17 protein-coding genes and 1 pseudogene are annotated in these 21,446 nt (G+C 75.7%); 11 read left to right on the top strand and 7 right to left on the bottom strand.

Going from position 1 to position 21,446, the window contains the following annotated elements; genetic code table 11:
- Positions 1-145 precede the first annotated feature (145 nt).
- Positions 146-358, top strand: coding sequence for a hypothetical protein (locus ACI78Z_RS06580; RefSeq protein ID WP_457035725.1), 213 nt, complete (start codon positions 146-148; stop codon positions 356-358).
- A 329-nt stretch (positions 359-687) separates the two neighbouring features.
- On the opposite strand, the gene ACI78Z_RS06575 is transcribed toward ACI78Z_RS06580, so the two are convergent.
- From ACI78Z_RS06575 to ACI78Z_RS06565, 3 genes are all read right to left on the bottom strand, one after another.
- Positions 688-882 (bottom strand): hypothetical protein, encoded by a 195-nt coding sequence (locus tag ACI78Z_RS06575; RefSeq protein WP_457035724.1) that lies wholly within the window; start codon positions 880-882, stop codon positions 688-690.
- Positions 883-932: 50 nt separating this feature from the next.
- The gene (locus ACI78Z_RS06570; protein ID WP_457035723.1) at positions 933-2,981 is read right to left on the bottom strand and encodes an EAL domain-containing protein; all 2,049 of its coding nucleotides are present in this window, start codon (positions 2,979-2,981) and stop codon (positions 933-935) included.
- 157 nt (positions 2,982-3,138) lie between these two features.
- Positions 3,139-3,762, bottom strand: coding sequence for a response regulator (locus ACI78Z_RS06565; RefSeq protein ID WP_457035722.1), 624 nt, complete (start codon positions 3,760-3,762; stop codon positions 3,139-3,141).
- Positions 3,763-3,921: 159 nt separating this feature from the next.
- Here ACI78Z_RS06565 and ACI78Z_RS06560 point away from each other — a divergent pair, with 159 nt between their 5' ends.
- A complete protein-coding gene (locus tag ACI78Z_RS06560; protein ID WP_457035721.1) occupies positions 3,922-4,359 on the top strand; it encodes a response regulator in 438 nt (145 codons plus the stop codon).
- 54 nt (positions 4,360-4,413) lie between these two features.
- Here the strand turns inward: ACI78Z_RS06560 and ACI78Z_RS06555 are convergent.
- Together ACI78Z_RS06555 and ACI78Z_RS06550 are read right to left on the bottom strand one after the other, a co-directional pair.
- A pseudogene (locus ACI78Z_RS06555) lies at positions 4,414-5,097 on the bottom strand (sensor histidine kinase); the annotation flags it as partial.
- A gap of 984 nt (positions 5,098-6,081) precedes the next feature.
- Positions 6,082-7,029: a LysR family transcriptional regulator ArgP gene (locus ACI78Z_RS06550; protein WP_457035720.1), complete on the bottom strand. Its 948-nt coding sequence runs from the start codon at positions 7,027-7,029 to the stop codon at positions 6,082-6,084.
- A gap of 69 nt (positions 7,030-7,098) precedes the next feature.
- Here ACI78Z_RS06550 and ACI78Z_RS06545 point away from each other — a divergent pair, with 69 nt between their 5' ends.
- Together ACI78Z_RS06545 and ACI78Z_RS06540 are read left to right on the top strand one after the other, a co-directional pair.
- A complete protein-coding gene (locus ACI78Z_RS06545) occupies positions 7,099-7,731 on the top strand; it encodes a LysE/ArgO family amino acid transporter (RefSeq protein ID WP_457035719.1) in 633 nt (210 codons plus the stop codon).
- A gap of 63 nt (positions 7,732-7,794) precedes the next feature.
- The gene (locus ACI78Z_RS06540) at positions 7,795-8,676 is read left to right on the top strand and encodes an MOSC domain-containing protein (RefSeq protein WP_457035718.1); all 882 of its coding nucleotides are present in this window, start codon (positions 7,795-7,797) and stop codon (positions 8,674-8,676) included.
- A gap of 145 nt (positions 8,677-8,821) precedes the next feature.
- Here ACI78Z_RS06540 and ACI78Z_RS06535 read toward each other — a convergent pair whose 3' ends face one another.
- Positions 8,822-9,886 carry an AraC family transcriptional regulator gene (locus ACI78Z_RS06535; protein ID WP_457035717.1) on the bottom strand — a complete coding sequence of 355 codons (1,065 nt, stop codon included), beginning with the start codon at positions 9,884-9,886 and terminating at the stop codon, positions 8,822-8,824.
- 61 nt (positions 9,887-9,947) lie between these two features.
- Here ACI78Z_RS06535 and ACI78Z_RS06530 point away from each other — a divergent pair, with 61 nt between their 5' ends.
- The 3 genes from ACI78Z_RS06530 to ACI78Z_RS06520 all read left to right on the top strand — a co-directional run bounded on the left by ACI78Z_RS06530 (position 9,948) and on the right by ACI78Z_RS06520 (position 14,212).
- Positions 9,948-11,447, top strand: a complete 1,500-nt coding sequence (locus ACI78Z_RS06530; RefSeq protein WP_457035716.1) for a flavin-containing monooxygenase — start codon at positions 9,948-9,950, stop codon at positions 11,445-11,447.
- 74 nt (positions 11,448-11,521) lie between these two features.
- Positions 11,522-12,457 carry an alpha/beta hydrolase gene (locus ACI78Z_RS06525; RefSeq protein WP_457035715.1) on the top strand — a complete coding sequence of 312 codons (936 nt, stop codon included), beginning with the start codon at positions 11,522-11,524 and terminating at the stop codon, positions 12,455-12,457.
- A gap of 291 nt (positions 12,458-12,748) precedes the next feature.
- On the top strand, positions 12,749-14,212 hold the full coding sequence (locus tag ACI78Z_RS06520; RefSeq protein ID WP_457035714.1) for a protein adenylyltransferase SelO: 1,464 nt from the start codon (positions 12,749-12,751) through the stop codon (positions 14,210-14,212).
- A gap of 55 nt (positions 14,213-14,267) precedes the next feature.
- Here ACI78Z_RS06520 and ACI78Z_RS06515 read toward each other — a convergent pair whose 3' ends face one another.
- A complete protein-coding gene (locus ACI78Z_RS06515) occupies positions 14,268-14,963 on the bottom strand; it encodes an alpha/beta fold hydrolase (RefSeq protein WP_457035713.1) in 696 nt (231 codons plus the stop codon).
- A 138-nt stretch (positions 14,964-15,101) separates the two neighbouring features.
- Between ACI78Z_RS06515 and ACI78Z_RS06510 the strand changes: the two genes are divergently transcribed.
- The 4 genes from ACI78Z_RS06510 to ACI78Z_RS06495 all read left to right on the top strand — a co-directional run bounded on the left by ACI78Z_RS06510 (position 15,102) and on the right by ACI78Z_RS06495 (position 21,107).
- Positions 15,102-16,067, top strand: a complete 966-nt coding sequence (locus ACI78Z_RS06510) for an NAD(P)/FAD-dependent oxidoreductase (protein WP_457035712.1) — start codon at positions 15,102-15,104, stop codon at positions 16,065-16,067.
- A gap of 105 nt (positions 16,068-16,172) precedes the next feature.
- Entirely contained in the window at positions 16,173-17,435 is a 1,263-nt protein-coding gene (locus ACI78Z_RS06505) for a multidrug effflux MFS transporter (RefSeq protein WP_457035711.1), read from the top strand.
- Positions 17,436-17,477: 42 nt separating this feature from the next.
- On the top strand, positions 17,478-18,731 hold the full coding sequence (locus ACI78Z_RS06500; protein ID WP_457035710.1) for an MFS transporter: 1,254 nt from the start codon (positions 17,478-17,480) through the stop codon (positions 18,729-18,731).
- Positions 18,732-18,773: 42 nt separating this feature from the next.
- Positions 18,774-21,107 (top strand): lysylphosphatidylglycerol synthase domain-containing protein, encoded by a 2,334-nt coding sequence (locus tag ACI78Z_RS06495; protein WP_457035709.1) that lies wholly within the window; start codon positions 18,774-18,776, stop codon positions 21,105-21,107.
- Positions 21,108-21,446: the final 339 nt, after the last annotated feature.

Raw genomic sequence — 21,446 nt, 5'->3', positions numbered from 1 at the left:
GTATCACCGCCGCCGCCGGCAACGCCGACTCGGCCGACTCACGCCCGTCGAGTACGAGACACTCACCCACGCCGCAGCAGCGGCCTAACCCCTACCGGAACGAGTCAACCGGACTGGGGGCAGTCCCCCCAGCACGACCGCCGACGTGTGGGTGGTGGCCGACGGAGCGGAGGAGCCGGTCGGTGACAACAGGGACCTGCGCGACGCCCCGGACGAGATCCTGGACCTCTGGGACAGCGGGCAGCGCACGGTTCGCGTGCATCCTGTCGACAGCGTGTACGCGGTTCGATGGCTCGACGACCAAGGCCCAGTCGAGGTCGTCCGCAAGAGACCAGGCACCGACCTGAACGAGTCCTGAGCGGAACGAGGCTGACGGCGTGACCGGTCACCGGGGCGACGACCCAGCCGCCTCCCTCACTCTTCGGCCGGACGGGCGATGGGGCGTGCGCAAGTCGTGTCGGAATCCCGAACGACGACGGTGGGCGCGTCCGCGAGTTGTCCGCAACTCGTCCGCGGGCCCCAACAGCTGCCAACCCGTCCAACCGCAGCGGCGCAGGTCGGATGTCCCATTCACAATCGCTCGACGCTTGCCGCATGTCCTCGACAGTCCCTGGCGTACAGGTCTACTCGTCCGTCGTCCGACACGAATTGCGGTGGTCGGCCACCGCGCCCGGCCGGCGCACCGGATCAGGAGATGCCGCGCACCAGTCCGTCGACCGGCGGTCGCCCGCGCCTGGCGGCGAGGGTGTGGATCTGCTCCGCGCTGAGGCGGCAGCCGCGGGGACAGTCGAACTCGGTGGGCCGCCCGCCGATCCAGCCGACAGCCGCCGGCCGCCGGCAGTGCGGGCAGTCCTCCCAGGTGACCCACTCGCTCGGTTCCATCCGGTGCCTCTCCATCCCGTTCGGTTGACGCGCGGTGCCGCCGGCGAGGGTCAGGACAGCGGATGGGCGGCCGGCTGCCGGCGCCACGCCAGGCGCCTCGGCCTCGCGGCGGCGTCCGGCGGTCCGGCGCACCGACGGATTCGGTGGGCGAGGACGCGGGCGACGCTGCCTCCGTGCCAACGCACCCCCGTCGGGGTGGCGAGCCGCTCGGCGTTCAGCGTGGCCGCGATGGTGGCGACGGACGCGCCGTTCCGGTGCAGCTCGATCAGCCTCTGCAGACTGTGCGACACACCGGCGTCGCGCGTCGTCGTCCTGGGGGGAGCGACGGGGGTCGCGGTCGTCGTGAGCGGCCTCGTCCAGGTGCGCCTGCCCAGCAGCGCGGTCACCGGGGCGGCGGGCCCCCAGAGCCAGCCCTGCGCGGTGACGCAGCCGAGCCCCTGGAGGAGCGCCACCTGCTCGGTGGTCTCGACGCCCTCGGCGACGACGGTGACCCCGACCGCCCGGGCGAGGTCGACGATCCACGTCACGATGGCCAGCGCGTCCCGCTGCTCGGCGATGTCCGCGACGAAGCTGCGGTCGATCTTCAGCGCCGAGATGGGGAGGTCCCGGAGGTGGGCCAGCGAGCTGTACCCCGTCCCGAAGTCGTCCATCGCGACCCGGATGCCGTGCTCGCGGAGGTCGCGCAGCAGCTCCACCGCGACACCGGTGTTCTGCATGATCGCGGTCTCGGTGATCTCGAGGACCACCCGGCCGGCGGGCAGGCCGGCCTGCCCGATCCAGCCGACCAGGTCGCCGGGGAAGGAGGTGTCGGTCAGGCTGGCGGCCGACAGGTTCACGGCGACGTACGCGTCCTCGGGCACGGCGCCCGCCCGGCGCAGCCGGGCCATGTCGCGCAGGGCGCGCCGGAGGATCCAGCGGTCGAGCTCGGGAGCCAGCCCGCTGAGCTCAGCGACGGGCACGAAACTGCCGGGCGACCCGGGGCCGCGCTCCGGGTGCGTCCAGCGGGCCAGGGCCTCCAGGCCGACGACGGCGCCCGACCGCAGGTCCACGATCGGCTGGTACTCCAGGTGGACCGCCTCGTCCGCCAGCGCCGCCCGCAGGTCGGTGGCGAGGGCGTACTGGCGCTCCACGCCCTCGCCGAGCGTCTGCTCGAAGACGTGCACCCGGCCGCGCCCGGCGCTCTTCCCCGCGTGCACGGCCGTGTCGGCGTGGCGCAGCAGGTCCGTCGCCGAGACCGCGGGCGCCACCGGGGCGACGGCGACCCCGATGGATGCCGTCAGGTGCACGGTGGCGTCGTCCAGGCGGAAGGGCTCGGCGACCGCGTCGAGGAGCCGGCGGGCCAGCGCGTGCGCCTGCTGCTCGTCGGTGTCCTCGCAGACGACGGCGAACTCGTCGTCACCGCAGCGGGCGACGATCCGCGAGCCCGCCGCGGCCGCCCGCAGGCGGGCGCCGATCCCGGCCAGCAGCCGGTCGCCGACGTCGTGCCCGCGCGAGGCGTTGACCATCCGGAAGTTGTCCAGGTCGACCATCAGGACGGCGGTGCAGCGCTCGGCCCTGGCCAGGGCGCACGTCAGCCGGTCGAGCAGCTGCGGGCGGTCCGGCTGCTGGCCCGGCCCCTCCCGGAGCGCGGCGGCCCGCGGCTGCTGCGCCGGCCGCGGCCCGAAGGTCAGGTCCGCGACCGCCACGTCGGCGCGGACGAACACCAGCTGCGTGGAGTCCGCGCTCGGACCGGCCAGCGCCGACCAGGTCGTGGGGACGTCGGCGTGCGAGCCGTCGGTGTGCCGGAGCCGGAAGGTCGCGGACCCGGACGCGACGCCGCCGCGTGCCACCCGCAGGACGTACTCCAGCAGGTCGTGCGAGGACGGGTGCAGCAGCTCGTGGGCGGAGACGCCGGCCACCTCGCCGAGGGGCCGGCCCGACAGCCGCGCGAGCGCTGCGCCCGCCGTCAGCACCGTGCCCGACAGCGAGCACGACAGCAGCGCGGTCGGCGGCCCGCCGGCAGCGGTCGGCTCCTCGCCGGCGGCAGCCGCGCTGGGCTGGTGCCCGGCGTCCTCCTCGGCCGCGCGCGGCGCATCCGCCCCGTGCTGCGTCCTGGCCACGTGCCTGCTCCCCTGTCGGTGGGCCTCCCGGCGCGCGGGCGCGCACCGACCGCCCTCCAGGGTGTGGCGGCAGCCGGGCCGCGGCCAGATGCGCCCGTGCCAACCGCCTGGTGCGCGTGCACTAGCCAGCGGGCGTGTCCGCGCCGCCGGCCGGCGGTCAGATGCCCTCGACCAGGCCCTCCCGGACGGCGATCGACAGGACCTCGAGCTTGGAGTGCGCGCCGAGCTTGGCGGAGAGGTTCGCCACGTGGTTGCGGACGGTGTGCACGCTGATCGTCAGCTGCTGGGCGATGTCGGCGTTGGACAGCCCCCGCGCCAGCAGGTCGAGGATCTCGCGCTCCCGCTCGGTGAGCTCGGCCCCGACCCCGCCGCTCTGCCGGTGCAGGCGGGGCAGGAGCCGGGTGAGCAGCTTGGCGCTGACCACCGATTCGCCCTGGGCGGCGGCCCGCACGCCCCCGATCACGTCGTCCAGCCGTTGGGTCTTGGCGATGAACCCGGCGGCACCGGCCTCCATGGCGGCGACGAGGACCCGGTCGGAGGTCGTGGCGGTGAGCACCACGATCTTCGCGGAGGGCCGGATGCGGTGCAGCCCGGCGATCGCCCCCACCCCGTCTCCGTCGGGCAGGCGGTGGTCCAGGAGGACGACGTCGGGTGCGGCCGACGCCGTCAGGGTGCGCGCCTCGGCGATCGACGCCCCCTGCCCGACGACCAGCAGGTCCGGCTCGGACTGCAGGGCCTGGGCGAGGCTGGCGGCGAACATCTGGTGGTCGTCCACGATCACGACCCGGACCCTCGCGGCGGCGGACCCCTCTGGTGCGTCGGGCCGGGTCACGTTCCGAGTCTGGCACGCCTCACACGGGGTGGCGTCTGGCGCGCGCGCACTACCCGGGTGGTGCGCGCGCATCACGACAACCGGGACGGCGTGGGTGAGCGTGCTCCTGTGGCCACTGTCCGCGGCGAGATCACGGTCGTCATCGCCGATGACGACGCGCAGGTCGGATCCGCCCTCGCCGGGCTGCTGGGACAGGAGCCGGACTTCCGCGTCGTGGCGCAGGCGACCACCGGCGACGACGCGGTGGCGGTCGTCCGCGAGCACCGGGCGGCGCTCGTCCTGACCGACGTGCGGATGCCGGGCGGCGGCCCGGACCTGGTCCGGCGACTGGTCGCGCTGCCCCACCGGCCCGTCGTCACCGCGGTCTCAGCGCAGGCGGACCCGGCGACGTGGACGCGCGTGCTGGCCGCCGGCGCCTCCGCCTACCTGCTCAAGGGGACCCTCGCCGGCGACCTCCCCGTGCTGCTGCGCCGGTGCGTGGACGGCCACCTCGTCGTGGGCGTGCCCGGCGCGGCCGACCTCGTCCGCCGGCTGCTCTCCCGCTGACCGGGGCCCCGCCACCGAGCCGCCGGCGACCGCCACGCCCGCCACGGGGAGGGCGAACGACACGGCGGTGCCGACGCCACCCGGGCCGGGCCGGGACCGCCACCACCCGCCCGACGCCAGCGCACGGTCCCGCATCCCCACCACACCGGAGTGCCGGCGTCCCGAGCGCGCCGACGCCGTGACGTCCACCCCTCCGCCGTCGTCCACGACGTGCACCTCCACGCCACGCCCGGTCGCGTCGACGGTGATCCTGACGTGGTGCGCCCCTGCGTGCTTCCGGACGTTGACCATCGCCTCGCGGGCGATCCGGTACGCCGACACCCGCACCTGCTGGGGGAGGGGGGCCCGCCCGCGCTCCTCGACCGACCACACGACGTCGCTGTCCTCGAACACCTGGGCCGCCGCGTCCCGCAGCCCGTCGGTCAGTGACGCGTCGAGGACCGGCGTCTCCAGCTCGAACAGCAGGTGGCGCAGCCGCAGGCTCGCGCCGTGGACGGCGTCCAGCACGGCCTCCACCCCGGCGACCTCTTCCGGTGCCCCCGCGCGCAACCGGTTCTGCAGGGCGCCCAGGCGCAGGTCCACGGCGGCCAGCGCCTGGACGGGGTCGTCGTGGACGTCGGCGGCGATGCGGGCCCGCTCGTCGTCCTGGGCCTCGATGAGGCGTTCGCTCAGCGCGCGCTGGCGCGCCTCGGTGAGCGTCCGCAGCTCGCGGAACGTCAGCGCCGTCCGCCCGACCATGAGCACGCCGGCGGCCAGCCCGAGGACCGCGGCGACCGGGTTGATCCCCGAGGTGCTGCCGTGGAACAGCAGGCCGAGGACGGCGAGACCGCAGGCCCCGGGCAGGACCAGGACGGTGACCCCCTCCAGGTCCACGGTCCGGGACTCCGGCGCGCGCAGGGATGCCAGCGCCGCGCCGGCCAGCAGCCGCCGGGCCAGCAGCCACCCCAGGTCGACCGGCTCGCCCCCGACGTAGGCGTCGTCGGCCACCAGGCCCGCGTAGACCGCGTCGGTCACGAAGAAGGTCACGAAGGAGGCGCAGAGCAGCCACCAGGACCAGCCGGCACCCCGGCCGAGGATGGCCAGCGTGGCGACCGCCAGGGCCAGGAGCAGCAGGTCGGCGAACGGGTAGGCCGCGGTCAGCACGTCGACACCGTCGTGCCCGAAGGGCACGTGCGCCCCGTCGAGGTAGTTCTCCCCCAGGGCCGCGGCCGTCAGGCCGGCGATCAGGCCGTCCAGCGACAGGCTGGCGGGCATCCTGCGCGCCCGGGTGCGCAGCCGCAGCACCAGCCCGACGGCCAGGAGGGTGTAGAAGAGCAGCCACCCCGCATCCGCCCAGGAGGGGCTCGGGATCGGGTCGAGGTGCTGGTAGTAGGCGAAGTACGTGGTGCTGCCGGCGAAGGCGGCCACGAGCCCCGCGGCCATGCACGCCCAGGCCGCCCGGTCCCTGCGGTCGGCCACGACGCGGAGCAGGACCACGAGGATGACCAGGCCGTCGACGGTCATGTTGAGCCACCAGTCGAGATCCGCCCGGTAGCCCGGCCCCGATCGGACCCCGGGCACGAGGGAGATCCCGTAGACCGCCCCGAGCGCCAGCATCAGCCAGGCGGTCGCCCGCATGAGCGAGCTGGTGGAGTGCGGCACGTCGCCTCCCGCATCTCGCCGCCGGCCGAGCTCCGCGACGGGGATGTACCCGGCACCGTCCCGCTGAGCCGGAGGCCAGGACTATAGGCCGTGCGGCTGGGTGGGCGTCCGGGGCACGGGCGGTCCGCCGCCGGTCGACCCCGCGCCGGGCTGGTCCAGGTCGCGGCCGGCCGCCGCCAGCACGGCCTCGCGGACGCGGTCGAGGGTGGCCGAGCGCAGCCGCCACTGCTGCCAGTGCAGGACGACGTCCACCGCGGCGGCCGGGTCGAGGACGACCAGTTCCGCCGGCGCTGCCCGCGCCTGGAGGTCGGGCACCATGCCCCAGCCCAGGCCGAGGGCGACGGCGGCGACGAAGTCCGCCGACGCGGGCACGTGGTGCACCGGTGGGGCGACGTCCGGCCCGGCCTGCGCGTGCAGGTAGCGGTGCTGCAGGTCGTCCTTGCGGTCGAAGACGACGACCGGGGCGCGGGCGAGCGACTCGGCGGTGGGGCCCGCGGGGAACCAGCGCCGCGCGAAGCCGGGCGCGGCCATCGGCCGGTAGCGCATGCCGCCCAGGCGGGTGGAGGTGCAGCCGGGCACCGGCTCGGCGTCCGCTGTCACCGCCGCCATGACCGTGCCGGCGCGCAGCAGGGCGCTGGTGTGCTCCTGGTCCTCGCGGTGGAGGTCGACGCAGACGTCGCCGGCCAGGGGCGCCAGCGCGGGCAGCACCCAGGTGGCCATGGAGTCGGCGTTGACCGCGATCGGCAGCGTGGGGACCTCCTCGGCGGAGGGGTCCCCGCGGAGCTCGCGGGCGACGTCGGCGGTGAGCAGGTCGACCTGCCGGGCCAGCCGCAGCACCGCCTGCCCGGACTCGGTGACCTGCACCGGCTTGGTCCGCACCAGAAGGATCCGGCCGGTCGCGACCTCCAGCGCGCGCAACCGCTGGCTGATCGCCGAGGGGGTGACGTGCAGCGCCCGGGCGGCGGCCTCCAGCGTGCCCCCGCGGACGGTCGCGTCCAGCGCCCGCAGCTGCGCCAGGTCCAGTTCCATGAAGCGATGCTAATGAAGCGTCAGGATCATGAGTTGGACGGTGCCCCCACCGCTTTCTACCGTCGACGCGTGCTGACCACCCCCGCGCTGCTCGCCGTCGCGTCCGGGCTCGCGCTCGGCCTGGGGCTGATCGTCGCCATCGGTGCCCAGAACGCCTTCGTCCTGCGGCAGGGGCTGCGCCTGGAGCACGTGGCCGTGGTGGTGGCGGTGTGCGCCCTGTCCGACCTCGCGCTGATCGTGGCCGGGGTGCTGGGCGCCGGCGCGGCCCTGTCGTGGCTGCCGTGGCTGGTCCCGGTGGTCTGCCTCGCCGGAGCCGCGTTCCTGCTCGGCTACGGCGCGCTGGCCGCGCGACGGGCGCTGCGCCCCGGCGCGCTGCTGCCGGATGCCGCCGGTGCCCGCGCCGGCCTCGCGGCCACCGTCGGCACCTGCCTGGCGCTGACCTGGCTCAACCCGCACGTGTACCTGGACACGGTGGTGCTCCTCGGCTCGATGGCCTCCACCTACGGCGAGCACCGGTGGCAGTTCGCCGCCGGCGCGGGTCTCGGCAGCACGGTCTGGTTCGCCGGCCTGGGCTACGGCGCCCGCCTGCTCCGGCCGGTGTTCGCCCGCCCGGCGGCCTGGCGGGTCCTCGACGGCGTCATCGCCGCCGTCATGGCGGCCCTCGCCGTCTCCCTGGCCGTCCGTGGTGTCGGCGGGGCCTGAGTCCGGCAGCCCCAGATGCGGTGCCACAGTCAGCGGTCACCCCCCCGACCTCCTGGAGGACCTGTGAACGACGTCGAGCTGCCGCCCGGTCCTCCCGACAGCGCCCTGGTCCGGGGCTTCGCCGCGTGCCTGGCGTCGGTCACCGAGGTCCCGGTGGCCGAGCTGCCGCCCGCCGGCGCCGACCTCGCCTCCGCCCTGGGCGCGTGGCGGACCTGGCTGGCCGAGCACGGCTCGGGGCTGGTGCCCATCGCCGACCCCCCGCGGTTCCAGTGGGCCGGGTGGTGGATCGCCGTGGTGGAGGACGGGGCCTGCCCGGGGGACCAGGTGGCCGTGCTGGCGTTCGGCACCCCACCGGGCGTCGTGCTCAGCCCGCAGGCGCCGGGGCTCCTGGGCCGCGCCACCGCGGACCTGCGCATCCGCGAGGCCCACGCCGTCGCCTCCCTCGACCCGGTGCTGCGCCGCCGGCCGGCCGGGCCCGGGCTGCGCGGCACCGTCGCAGGCCTCGCCGTGGCGCCCGCGGCGGAGGCGCCGATGCAGCTGGTCGAGGTGGCGCAGGCCCGCGCCGGCCGCGGGTTGGACGGCGACCGGTACGCCGCGGGCGCCGGCACGTTCACCCCCCGCGCCGGACGGCGTCCGGGCTACGACCTGACGCTGATGGCCGCCGAGGTGCTCGACGAGCTGGCCGCGGCCGGGCACGCGCTGGACTTCGCCGGAACCCGGCGCAACGTCCTCACCCGCGGCATCGACGTCGACGCCCTGGTCGGACGGCGCTTCCGCATCGGCGACGTGCTGTGCGAGGGACGCCGGCTGTGCGAGCCCTGCGTCCACCTGGACCGGCTCAGCGGACCGGGGGTCCTGCGGCCGCTGATCCACCGCGGCGGGTTGCGCGCCGACGTCCTCACCGACGGCGAGATCCGGCTGGGGGCGCCGGTCCTCGCCGTCTGACCGGACGGGTCGGGCCCGGCTGACCTGCCGGCTCCGCACGCCACGCCGAGCGACCGACGTGGTGCGGCCAGGACCGGAGGCTTCGCGGCTGGGTGGGCTTGCCCGGTCCGCCGGTCACCGGACCCGCCGGTGCACGTGCCGGGTCTCATCCGCCCGCCCTGGTGCGGGCCGCCCGCGCCCAGCGGCCCGGGCTGACGCCCTTCCAGCGCCGGAAGGCATGGACGAAGCTCGACGCCTCCGAGTAGCCCATGCGCTCGGCGACCTGCTCGATGCTCAGGCCGGCGGTCACGAGCAGCTCCTCCGCGAGGTGCTCGCGGGTCTGCTCGATGACGACGCGGAAGCTCGTCCCCTCCTCCTCGAGGTGACGGCGGAGCGTCCGCACGCTCATGTGGAGCGCAGCGGCGACTCGATCCTGACCGGGCATCCGCTGCGGATCGCGCAGCAGCAGGTCGCGCACCCGGCCGCTCGTGCCGCGACGGGACTGGCGGCGCTCGAGAAGGTCACGGCACTGCGCCTCGCACAGAGCGGCGGTCAGCGGGGCCGCCTGGGGGAGTCGGTGGTCGAGCAGCGCGGCGTCGAAGGCCAGGACCGAGCGCGGTGCCCCGAAGGTGGGCCGGACGCCGAAGGCTGCCTCGTACGGCCCCGGGTCCGCGGGCGCAGGCTCCCGCAGCGCTACGTGCAGCGGCACGACCGCCTGGCCGAGCCTCTCCCGCCAGAGCTGCAGAGCCGCCGTGCTGTCGCGCAGCAGCACGAAGCGCCGCACCGGCTCGGGCAGATCGAGGTCGTCGAAGAACAGCGCGAACTCGCCGTCGTCCTCCTGAGCGGTGATCCGCGTCAGGGCGTAGGTCAGGTCGAGGAAGCGCATGGCCACCTCGTTGCTCTCACGGATGGTGCGGCTCGAGAGGAGGGCGAAGCCCCAGATGCCGTAGGTCGTCAGCCGGTAGCGCGCGCCGGCCGTCAGGCCGACCGTCTCGGGCAACTCGGCTGTGAGCCTGGCGATGAGGCGCACCTCCTGGGCGGCGGTGATCTCCGCGGCCGGGTCGCTGAGCGCGGCCTCGTCGATGCCGGTGTCGGCGAGCGCCCGGGCGGGCGGCAGGCCGTGCTCTGCGGCGAGCGCGCACAGCAGCGCCGCGCTGCCCGTCCCGCGGGCGGCGGCATCCACGGAGTTGGCCGGATCTCTCAATTCGTGGCCGATTGTGCCATGGCTCACACCGAGGCCGGTTCCTAACGTCCCGTGTGGTCCAGGTGACGGAGATGGTGGAGGTGCGGGCATGACGCTGACCCAACCGGCGGTGGAGGCGGCGCAGGAGACCGAGCACGTCGACGTCCTGATCGTCGGGGCGGGGATCTCCGGCATCGGGGCTGCCCGCCACCTGAGGGAGCGGTTCCCCGGCAGGTCGTTCGTCGTCCTCGACGCCCTGGAGAGCCGCGGCGGCACGTGGTGGACCCATCGGTACCCCGGTGTCCGGTCCGACAGCGACCTGTTCACCTTCGGGTACCGGTTCAAGCCGTGGCGCGGACCGTCGATCGCCACCTCGGAGGAGATCCTGGCCTACCTCGACGAGGTGATCGACGAGAACGGCCTGGCCGACCGGATCCGGTACCGGCACCGGGTGACCGCCGCCAGCTGGTCCACCGAGGCCCGGCGCTGGACCGTGGAGGTGGCCCGCGAGGACACCGGCGAGGACCTGCGCCTCACCACCGACTTCCTGTGGATGTGCCAGGGCTACTACGACCACGCGGAACCCCACCGGCCGCAGTGGGAGGGCATGGACCGGTTCCGGGGTGTGGTCGTGCACCCGCAGCAGTGGCCCGACGACCTGGACCACGCCGGCAAGCGCGTCGTCGTCATCGGGTCCGGCGCCACGGCGGCGACACTGGTCCCAGCCATGGCGCAGACCGCGGCGCACGTGACGATGCTGCAGCGGTCGCCGACGTTCTTCTTCGCCCGGCCCAAGACCCACGAGCTCGCGGAGACCCTGCGGGCGCTGGACATCCCCGACGACTGGACGCACGAGATCCTCCGGCGTGCCTACATCGCGGAGGGCGACGAGATCACGCGGATGTCGTTCGAGTCCCCGGACGAGCTGCGCGCCCTCCTGATCGAGTCGATGCGCCCGCTGCTGCCCGAGGGCTTTGACATCGACAAGCACTTCAACCCCCGCTACCGGCCCTGGCAGCAGCGTCTCGCCGTCCTCCCGGACGGTGACCTGTTCACCGCGATCCGCGAGGGCCGGGCCTCGGTGGTCACCGACACGATCGAGACCTTCACCGGGACCGGGATCCGGCTGACCTCCGGGGAGGAGGTCGAGGCCGACATCGTCGTCACCGCCACCGGGTTCGACCTCAGTCTCTTCGGCGGTGTCGCCTTCACCGTCGACGAGGAGCCGGTCGACTTCACCGGCCGGGTGACCTGGCGCGGCACCATGATCAGCGGCGTGCCGAACATGGCCTACGTCTTCGGCTACTTCCGGGCCAGTTGGACGCTGCGCGCCGACCTGGTGAGCGACCTGGTGTGCCGGCTGCTCGCGCACATGCAGGACAGGGGAGCGACCATGGTGGTCCCGACCCTGCGTCCGGAGGACGCGCACATGCCGCTGCGGCCCTGGGCCGATCCGGAGAACTTCAACTCCGGCTACGTAGTGCGCTCGGTGGACCGGATGTTCAAGCAGGGCGACCGGGAGCCGTGGAGGCACCTGCTCGAGTACGCCGAGGAGCGGACGACGCTGCCCGCGGTCGACCTCGACGACACGTCGCTCCTCTACAGCTGAGGACGCCCCACCCGATCGACCGGCGGGGTGCTCGCACCCCGCCGTCCCCTCCCTCCCAGAGTCAGGAGATCCCCGTGCCGGTCGACCCGCACATCGCCGCGATGCTCACCATGCTCGACGAGGCCGGAATGCCTCCCATGTACGAGGGCAGCCCCGAAGCCGGGCGAGCGCTGTACCTCCAGCTCACCCACGGCGCCCGCACCCCCGAGCAGGTCGTCCCCGTGGGGAGCACCGAGGACCGCACCGTCCCCGGTGCCGACGGCGAGCTCAGGGCGCGGGTCTACCGGCCCGGACCCGAGGGGCCCTCCCCGACCGTCGTGTTCTTCCACGGCGGCGGGTGGGTGATCGGTGACCTGGACACCCACGACAACATGGCCCGCAACGTCTGCCGCGGGGCCCGGGCCGTGGTGATCGCCGTCGACTACCGCCTCGCCCCCGAGCACCCGTTCCCCGCTGCGGCCGAGGACGCGGTGGCCGCGGCACGCTGGGTGGCCCAGCACCTCGACGAGCTCGGCGGCGACGGGCGGCTCGCGGTCGCCGGCGACAGCGCGGGGGGCAACCTGGCCGCCGTCGTGGCCCAGCACCTGCACGCCGACGGCGTTCCGCTGGCCGGGCAGTTCCTCATCTACCCAGCGGTCGACGCCGAGGGCGAGTACCCGTCCCGGGTCGAGAACGCGAAGGGCTACTTTCTCGAGAAGGACACGATGGACTGGTTCTACGGCCACTACGCGGGAGCCTGGGAGGACGCCAGGGACGCCCGGCTGTCCCCGCTGCACGGCGCGGATCTGTCCGGCCTGCCCCCCGCGGTCATCGTCACCGCGGAGTACGACCCGCTGCGGGACGAGGGCGAGGCCTACGGGGAGGCGCTGGAGGCAGCCGGCGTGCCCGCCGAGGTCCGGCGGTACGACGGCATGATCCACGGCTTCTTCGACATGGGAGCGGTCTCGCCGGCCGCCCAGGCGGCCATCGACGACAGCTGTGGGCGGTTCGGCAAGCTCCTCCACGGCTGATCCGTCGCGGGTCCGGCTGCGCCCGGCCCGCCCGTGCGGTCGATCCGCCGGATCGGGCCGGGCGCAGCGGCGTCCGCACCGGGTACGGGCACCCCTCACGACAGCCGCGGAGCCCCGCACGGAGCAGCCGCCGGCGGAGGACCTCGGACCCCAGCGGCACGGGCGCCGTCCGACGGTGTGCCCCGGGACCGTCCCGACGACGGCGGCCAGGGCAGGGACCGATCTCCTGGGGGACGGGGAACATCCTGGGGGACGGGGAACAGCAGCGGCGCGGGGCTTGCTGTCGACTTCGTGAGTGTCGCGCCCGCATCCACCGTTGCCTTCGACGACCGCTTCGCCCGCGAGTTGCCGGAGCTGGCGATCCCCTGGCAGGGCGACGAGGTGCCGGATCCCGAGCTGCTCGTGCTGAACGACGCGCTGGCCACGGAGCTCGGCCTGGACCCCGACGCGCTGCGCACCGCCGAGGGGATCGGCCTGCTGACCGGCACCGCCGTCCCCGACGGCGCCCGGCCGGTCGCGCAGGCCTACGCGGGGCACCAGTTCGGCGGGTTCGTCCCGCGCCTGGGTGACGGCCGTGCGCTGCTGCTGGGTGAGCTGACCGACGCCGGGGGCCGGCTGCGCGACCTGCACCTCAAGGGGTCGGGGCGCACCCCGTTCTCCCGCGGCGGTGACGGGCTCGCCGCGGTCGGGCCGATGCTGCGCGAGTACGTGGTCAGCGAGGCGGTGCACGCCCTCGGCATCCCGACGACCCGCTCTCTGGCTGTGGTGGCGACCGGGCGCACGATCCGCCGCGAGACCCTGCTGCCGGGCGCCGTCCTGGCCCGGGTCGCCAGCAGCCACCTGCGCGTCGGCAGCTTCCAGTACGCCCGCGCCACGGGGGACGCCGAGCTGCTGCGCCGCCTCGCCGACCACGCGATCGACCGCCACCACCCCGCCGCGGCCGACGCGGAGAACCCGTACCTCGTGCTGTTCGAGGCCGTCGTCGCGGCCCAGGCGGAGCTGGTCGCGCAGTGGATGCTGGTCGGCTTCGTGCACGGGGTCATGAACACCGACAACACGACGATCTCCGGCGAGACGATCGACTACGGGCCCTGCGCCTTCCTCGACGCCTTCGACCCGGCCACCGTCTTCAGCTCGATCGACGTCGGCGGGCGCTACGCCTACGGCAACCAGCCGATCGTGGCGGAGTGGAACCTGGCCCGCTTCGCCGAGGCGCTCCTGCCGCTGCTCGCCGACGACCAGGAGCACGCCGTCGACCTCGCGGTGACGGCCCTCCAGGGGTTCCGCCCCGCGTACAACGCCGCCTGGTCGGCCGGCATGCGCGCCAAGCTCGGCCTGCCCGAGGGTCTGGACGACGCGGTCACCACCCCGCTCGTCGAGGACCTGCTGGCGCTCATGCAGCAGAGCCGCGTCGACCTCACGACGTTCTTCCGCGCCCTGGGCGCCGCGGCCCGCGGGGACGCCGAGCCCGCGCGCCTGCTGGTCCTGGACCTGGCGGCGTTCGACGCCTGGCTGGAGCGGTGGCGGGCGCTCGAACCGGACGCCGAGGGGATGGACCGGGTCAACCCCGTCTACATCCCGCGCAACCACCTCGTCGAGGAGGCCCTGACGGCCGCGACCGACGGCGACCTGGCGCCGCTGGAGCGGCTGCTGGAGGTGCTGGCCCGTCCCTACGACGAGCGGCCCGGCCTCGAGCGCTACGCGGCCCCGGCCCCGGGCGGCTCCGGCCCCTACCGCACCTTCTGCGGCACCTGAGGCGCTCGCCCCGGCCCTCGGCGCCCAGCCGGCCGGCGTGCCGGTCCGACGAGGGTCAGGGCTCCGTCGCCGCGCGCTCCAGCACCTCCGCGAGTCGACCGGGCATCGACAGCATCGGCGAGTGCGAGGACGCCAGTCGCTCCACCCGGTCGGCGTCGGCCGCCATGGCCTCCTGGGCCTCCGGCGGGACGGCCTGGTCCTGTTCGCAGACGACATAGGTCGTCCCGTGCCGGGAGGCGGGCGCCGTGCTGACCTCCGCGAGGCTCCTCAGCGAGATCAGGACGTAGCGCGGGTAGACGTCCCGGAGGAAGCGGTCCTCGTCGACGTCCGCGCACAGCGCTCGCCGCACCACGTCGGCGTCGTCGCTGACCTGTGCGGCACCCTCGTCGGGGCGGACGCGGATCCAGTCCGGCAGCCGGCCCCCCAGCAGATCCGCGATGGACTGACCTCGCTGGGGACGCAGCGCCGCCACGTACACGGTGTGCCGGACCGCCGGGTGGCCGGCCAGCTCGGCCAGCGCCATGCCGGCGCCCGAGTGCCCGACGAGCACGGTCCCCGTGCCGTTGCGCTCGAGCGCGCGGGTCACCGTCGCCACGTCGTCCTGGAGGCCACCGAGGCAGGCGGGCTCCGGTCCAGAGCTCGGCAGGTCGAGCGCCTCGACGTCGTGCCCGCCCGCGGACAGGGCGTCGACCGTGTCCTCCCAGATCCAGCTCCGGCAGAGGCCGCCGTGCAGTAGGAGGAACGTGGCCATGGCGGCAGCGTTCCCCGGGCCGGCCGGCGTCGGCAAGGGATCCGGCCGCGTCCCGTATCGGGCAGACCTTGCCGACCTGGCAACGAACCTTGCCGTCAAGGCCGCCGCGGTCGCACAGTCGCCGTGGAGGTGGTCACGGTGACCGGTGAACTGGGGAACGGGTACGACGTCGTGGTGATCGGCGGGGGCGCGGCGGGGCTGAACGGCGCGCTGATGCTGGCGCGCTCGCGGCGGTCGGTGGTGGTGCTCGACGCGGGCGCCCCGCGCAACGCGCCCGCGACAGGGGTGCACGGGCTGCTGGCCCGGGAGGGCATGCCGCCGGAGGAGCTGCTCGAGCGCGGCCGCGCCGAGGTCCGCTCCTACGGGGGCTCGGTGGTGGACGGCGAGGTCGCCTCGGTGACCCGGGACGGCGAGGGGTTCACCGTCGGGCTGGCGGACGGGCGGACCACCCGCGCGCGCCGGCTGCTGGTCACCACGGGGCTGGTGGACGAGCTGCCCGTCGTCCCCGGGCTGCGCGAGCGCTGGGGGCGCGACGTGCTGCACTGCCCGTACTGCCACGGCTGGGAGGTCCGCGACCAGGCCATCGGCGTGCTGGCCTGCGGGCCGATGGCGGTGCACCAGGCGCTGCTGTTCCGGCAGCTCAGCGCCGACGTCGTCCTCTTCGCGCACGCCCAGCCGGCGCCGACCGGCGAGCAGGCCGAGCAGCTGGCCGCCCTGGGCATCCCCGTCGTGGCCGGCGAGGTGGCGGCCCTGGAGGTCGTCGACGACCGCCTCGCCGGCGTCCGCCTGGCCGACGGCACCGTGGTCGAGCGCGCGGCCGTGACCGTGCAGTCGCGCATGGTCGCCCGCGCCGGGTTCCTCGCCGGGCTCGGGCTCACCCCGGTGCCGCACCCCTCGGGGATGGGCGAGCACCTGGCCGCCGACCCCACCGGGCGCAGCGACGTCCCCGGCGTGTGGGTCGCCGGCAACGTCACCGACCTGGCCGCCCAGGTCGGCGCCGCAGCCGCGGCGGGTGCGGCCGCGGCGGCCCAGGTGAACTACGACCTGGTCCTCGAGGACACCCGCCGCGCGGTCGCCACCGCCCGGGAGCCACTGGGGGTGTGAGCGGCGTCGGTCACGGCCAGGAATGGACGGCGGTGGTGCGGCCTTGGCCCCTGAGGTCCGGCCAGCGTGGGCCGCCCGCACCACCGCCTCGATGAATGGACGTCCGTGACCGACCTGCAGGACCGCGCCGCGACCGCGACGCTCCCCCCGACCCCTGCGACCGCGCCGCCCAACCGGGCGCTGCTCGCCCTCCTCCTCGGCGCCTTCGTCGCCGTCGGGCCGCTGACGATCGACATGTATCTGCCCGCGCTGCCCACCATCTCCGCGGAGCTGGGGACGACGTCGGCGATGGTCCAGCTGACGCTCACCGGCACCCTGGTCGGCCTGGCCCTCGGGCAGCTCGTGCTCGGCCCCCTGTCGGACGCGTTCGGCCGGCGCGGACCCCTGCTGGCCGGGACGGCGCTGTACGTGGTGGCGTCCGCGCTGGTCCTGGTGGCCCCCAGCATCGAGGTCCTCGGCGCGCTGCGGCTGCTGCAGGGCGTGGGCACCGCGGCGGGCGCCGTGGTCGCCATGGCGGTCGTCCGCGACCTGTTCACCGGGCGGGCGGCGGCCACGATGCTGTCCCGGCTGTTCCTGGTGCTCGGGGCCGCGCCGGTGCTCGCGCCGACCCTCGGCGGGGAGCTGCTGCGGGTCACGAGCTGGCGCGGCATCTTCGCCGTCCTCGCCGGCTACGGCCTGCTGCTGCTCGCCGTCGGGGCGCTGGCGCTGCGCGAGACGCTGCCGCCGTCCCGCCGGAGCACCCGCGGGGTCGCCGGCACGCTGCAGACCTACCGGGGGCTGCTCCGCGACCGGACGTTCGTCAGTCTGGTGCTGGTCGCCGGGCTGACGATGGCCGGGCTGTTCAGCTACGTGTCCGGATCGTCCTTCGTGTTCCAGCGGCAGTTCGGCCTCGACGAGCAGCAGTTCGGGCTGCTGTTCGGCGCCGGCGCGTTCTGGCTGATCGCCGCCACGCAGCTCAACCCGGTGGTGCTGCGCCGCTGGACGCCGGCCCAGGTGCTCATCGCCGGCACGGTCGCCGGGGCGCTTTCGGGCGCGCTGCTGCTCGGCCTGGCCGTCACCGGCACTGGCGGGCTGCTCGGCGTCGTCGTCCCGCTGTGGGCGATGCTCTTCGCCTCCGGGCTGGCCCTGCCCAACGCGCCGGCGCTGGCGCTGTCCCGGCACGGGGAGTCGGCCGGCTCGGCCGCGGCGCTGCTGGGCGCGGTGCAGTTCGGTGTCGGCGCCGCGGTCTCCCCGGTCGTCGGCCTGCTGGGCAACGACGCCGCGGCCATGGGCACGGTGATCCTCACTGCGCTCCTGCTCGCCATCGCCGTCCTCGTGACCGTCGTCCGGCCCTGGCAGCTGGTCGACGAGCCCGCGCCCGCGCACTGACCGCCGCTTGACGGCCGGCGGCCGCGCGTCCACGGTTCCCTGGTGCGCAGCGGGCACGGGGACGGCCGACCGACCCCGGGCGAGTGCGTGGTCGACCGGCGCGGGCTGGGCCTGCTGACCGCCAGCCACGTCGTGGACGACCTGTACCAGGGGGCGGTCCCCGCGCTGCTGCCGTTCCTCGTGCTGGAGCGGGGGTACTCCTACGCCGCCGCGACCGGCATCACCCTGGCCGCCACCGTGCTGTCGTCGGTGGTCCAGCCGGCCTTCGGCGTCCTGGCCGACCGCCGGCCCCTGCCCTGGCTGACCCCGGTCGGCCTGCTGGTCGCCGGGGTCGGCATCGGACTGGCGGGACTCGGCAGCTCCTACTGGTGGACGTGGGCGGCGGTGGCGCTCTCCGGGCTCGGTGTGGCCGCCTACCACCCCGCCGCGGCCCGGGCGGCCCGTGCGGCTGCCGGAGCCTCGGCGCAGGGGATGAGCTGGTTCGCCGTCGGCGGCAACGCCGGTCTCGCCCTCGGCCCGGTCGTCGTCACACCCGTGCTGCTGGCGTACGGCGTGGCGGGGACGCCGCTGCTGGCGTTGCCGGCCCTGGTCACGGCCGCCGTCCTCCTGGCCCTCGGCCGCCGAGCCCGCGCCCGTCCGCGCGCCGCTGCCGGCGGGCAGCGGGAGCGGGACGACGACTGGCGGTCGTTCGGCTGGCTGACCGGGCTGGTGGTCATCCGCTCGGTCCTCTACTTCGGGGTGTCGTCCCTGGTCGCGCTCTACGTCATCGACCGCTTCGCCGTCCCGCCCTCCACCGGCTCCGCGGCGCTGGCGACGTTCCTCGCCGTCGGGGCGGTCGGCACCCTCGCCGGCGGCTGGCTGGCCGACCGGTGGGGTCGGGTGCCGGCCATCCGGCTGGGCTACGCGGTCGCCGTGCCCGGTCTGGTCCTGCTCGTTGCCGCGCCGTCCTGGCCGGTCGCCGTCGCCGCCGCCGTCCTGCTCGGCCTGGGGATCTACCTGCCCTTCTCCGTGCAGACCACCCTCGGGCAGGAGCTGCTCCCCAACCGGGTCGGCACGGCCTCCGGCGTCACCCTCGGCCTGGCCGTCTCGGCCGGCGGTGCCGTGACACCGCTCCTCGGGGTCCTCGCCGACGCGCACGGCCTGGGCTGGGCGGTGGCCGCTCTCCTCCCGCTGCCGCTGCTCGCGCTGCTGGTGAGCCTGCGACTGCCCGGGCCGGCCGCGTCGGCGCGCGCGGCGTCGCCCCGCGCGGAGGACCGGCGGGGATCCCCACCCGAGCGGGCCGCCCGGCACGGCTGACCCGGGGCTGTGGCGTGGCCGGGAGCTGCGAATACTGGCCGGGTGACGGAGGGCGGCGCGGACCCGCGGACGTCGTTCTGGCCGCCCACCCGGGTCCGCCGTCCCGCCGACGGTGTCGCGCTGGCGCTCGCGGCCGCGGCCCTGCTGCTCCTGGTCCTGCTCGCCGTGCAGGCACCCCAGGTGCCCGCCGCCGGCGCCGACCTCGCCGACACCGCCCTCGGCGGGCTGCCCGGCACCGTGCTCTCCATCGCCAACGGCGTCGCCTCGCTGGCCGTCCTGACCGTCCTGGGCGCCGTCCTCCTCGACGCGCTGCGACGGCGCCGGTTCGCGGTCACCTCCGCGGTGCTGGCCTGTGCCCTGGCGCTGGGCGCGGGGGAGGCCGCGGAGTGGCTGCTGGGCCGGCAGGACCTGCTGGGCACGGCCGAGGACGCGGCGGTCACGCCCATCGCCGCCGCCGTCGGCCTGCTCGTCGGGGCCGACCTCCAGCGGCGCCCGCGGTGGACGACGCCCGCCCGGGTGGTGCTCGGCGCGGCACTGCTGTGCGCCCTGGCACTCGGCAGCCTCACCCTGCTCAGCGGCGCGGTCGCCCTCCTCGCCGGGACCACGGCGGGCCTGCTGGTCCGGGTGCTGGTCGGCGTGGTGCCCGCCCGTCCGGACGAGGGACGGATCCGCGCGCTCCTCGCCGCGGCCGGCCTCCCGGTGGACGAGCTGTGCCCGCTGCCGCACCCGGCGGAGAGCCTGCGCTACGCCGCCACCTCGCCCGGCGGTGTCCTCGAGGTCGCCGTCGTGGACCCCGACCGCCGCGGCGTCTCGCTGGCCCGCCGCGGGGTGTCGCTGGTGCGGCTGCGGTCGTCGGTCGTCGGCCGGCCCGCGCTGACGCTGCGCGGCCAGCTGGAACGGGAGGCGCTCTGCGCCGGCATCGCCCGGGCGGCCGACGTCCCCGCGCCCACCGTGCTGACGCTGCTGTCCGCAGGGCCGGCCCTGCTGTCGGTGGCCCGGCCGCTGGCCGGCACGCCGCTCGCCGACGCGGACGGCGAGGACACCGAGGTGCTGCGGGCCGCCTTCGCCGCGCTCCGGCGGGTGCACCGGGCCGGGGTGGCCCACGGCGGGATCAGCCCGAGGTCCGTCGTCCGGCTGCCGGACGGTCGGGTGGGCTTCACCCGGTGGAGGTCCGCCCAGCCCGCGGCCAGTGACCTGCAGCGCGAGCTGGACGTCGTGGCGCTCCTGGCCACCGCCGCCGCGCACGCCGGCGCCGACGCGGCGGTGACCGCGTTCCGCGACGGGTACGGCTCCGGGGCGCCGGCCGAGGCGCGGCTGGCGACGCTGGCCCAGCCGCTGGTGCTGCCCCCGTCCCTGCGCGAGGCGGTGCGCCGGACGACGGTCGTCGGCGACCTGCGCACCGCCCTCGCCGGCGTCGCGGGTGCGGGCCCGGCGACCGCGCCGCGGCTCGAGCGGGTGCGGCTGCGGACCGTCGTCAGCGTGGTGGCGGCGACCGTCGCCGCCTACGTGCTGGCCGGCCAGCTCTCCGAGGTCGACTTCGGGAGCGCGCTGAGCGGGGCCCGCTGGGAGTGGCTCGCCGTCGCGGTGGTCGGCTCCGCGGTCACCTACGTGGGCGCCGCGCTCGCGCTGCAGGCCTTCGTGCCCGTCGACCTGCCGCTGGGCCGGACGACGCTGGTGCAGGTCGCGACGGCCTTCGTCACGCTCGTCACGCCGCCCACCGTCGGGCACGTCGGGCTCGGCATCCGCTACCTGCAGCGCGCCGGCATCCCCCTGGCGACCGCCGCGGCCAGCGTCGCGGTGAGCCAGGTGGTCACCGTCGTCGTCACCGTGGCCGTGCTGCTGGTGTGCAGCTGGGTCAGCGGCGTCTCGGGGACCCGCCCGACACTGCTGCCCAGCGGTGAGGTGCTCGTCGTCCTGCTCGCGGCGACGGCGGTGCTCGTCGCCGTGGCCCTGCTGCCCCCGAGCCGGCGGCTGCTGCACCGCCGCGTCGAGCCGCTGCTGCGCCAGACGCTGCCGCAGTTGCTCGCCGCGCTCACCCAGCCGCGCCGCCTGGGGACGGCCGCCGTCGGCATCCTCCTGCTCAACGGGGGCTACGTGCTCGCCCTCGACGCCTCGTTGCGGGCCTTCTCCGCGTCGCTGTCCCTGCCGACGCTCGTCGTGGTCTACCTGGCGGCGTCCACGATCGGGTCGGCCGCACCCACGCCCGGCGGGCTCGGCGCCGTCGAGGCCGCGCTCGTCGGCGCCCTGACGGCGACCGGCGTCCCCCTGACGGCCGCGCTCACCGCCGTACTCGCCTTCCGGACGGCGACGTTCTGGCTGCCGGCTCCCTTCGGCTGGCTCGCCTTCCTGACGCTCCAGCGCAAGCAGGTGATCTAGTCCGGGCCGCGTCGAGTGCATCGACCGCTGGAACCGGCCGGCCTCCGGACGACCATGTGTGCACGCGTCGTCGGACGCACCGGTTACCGCCGGCCGCCCACGTCGTCACCGGCTGAGGTGCCCTTCGCGCGCGAAAGGCACCTCACGGGAGACGAGACCGCGGCGAGCCGCCGAGCAGGCGGTCCGGGCCGCGCAGGACGCCTGACCGCGGGCCCGCCGCGACCGGGGTCGGCCGGTCCACCCGATCAGGTGGACCGGCCCCCGTGCGGGTGCGGGCGCCTTGACCTGTGGTGACGCTGCGTGGTCGGTTACGCCCGCCAGTCACCATCCGGGGGATCG

This window comes from Geodermatophilus sp. SYSU D01176 (genome assembly GCF_054050015.1).
This window is presented reverse-complemented; position numbering and strand designations above follow the sequence as displayed.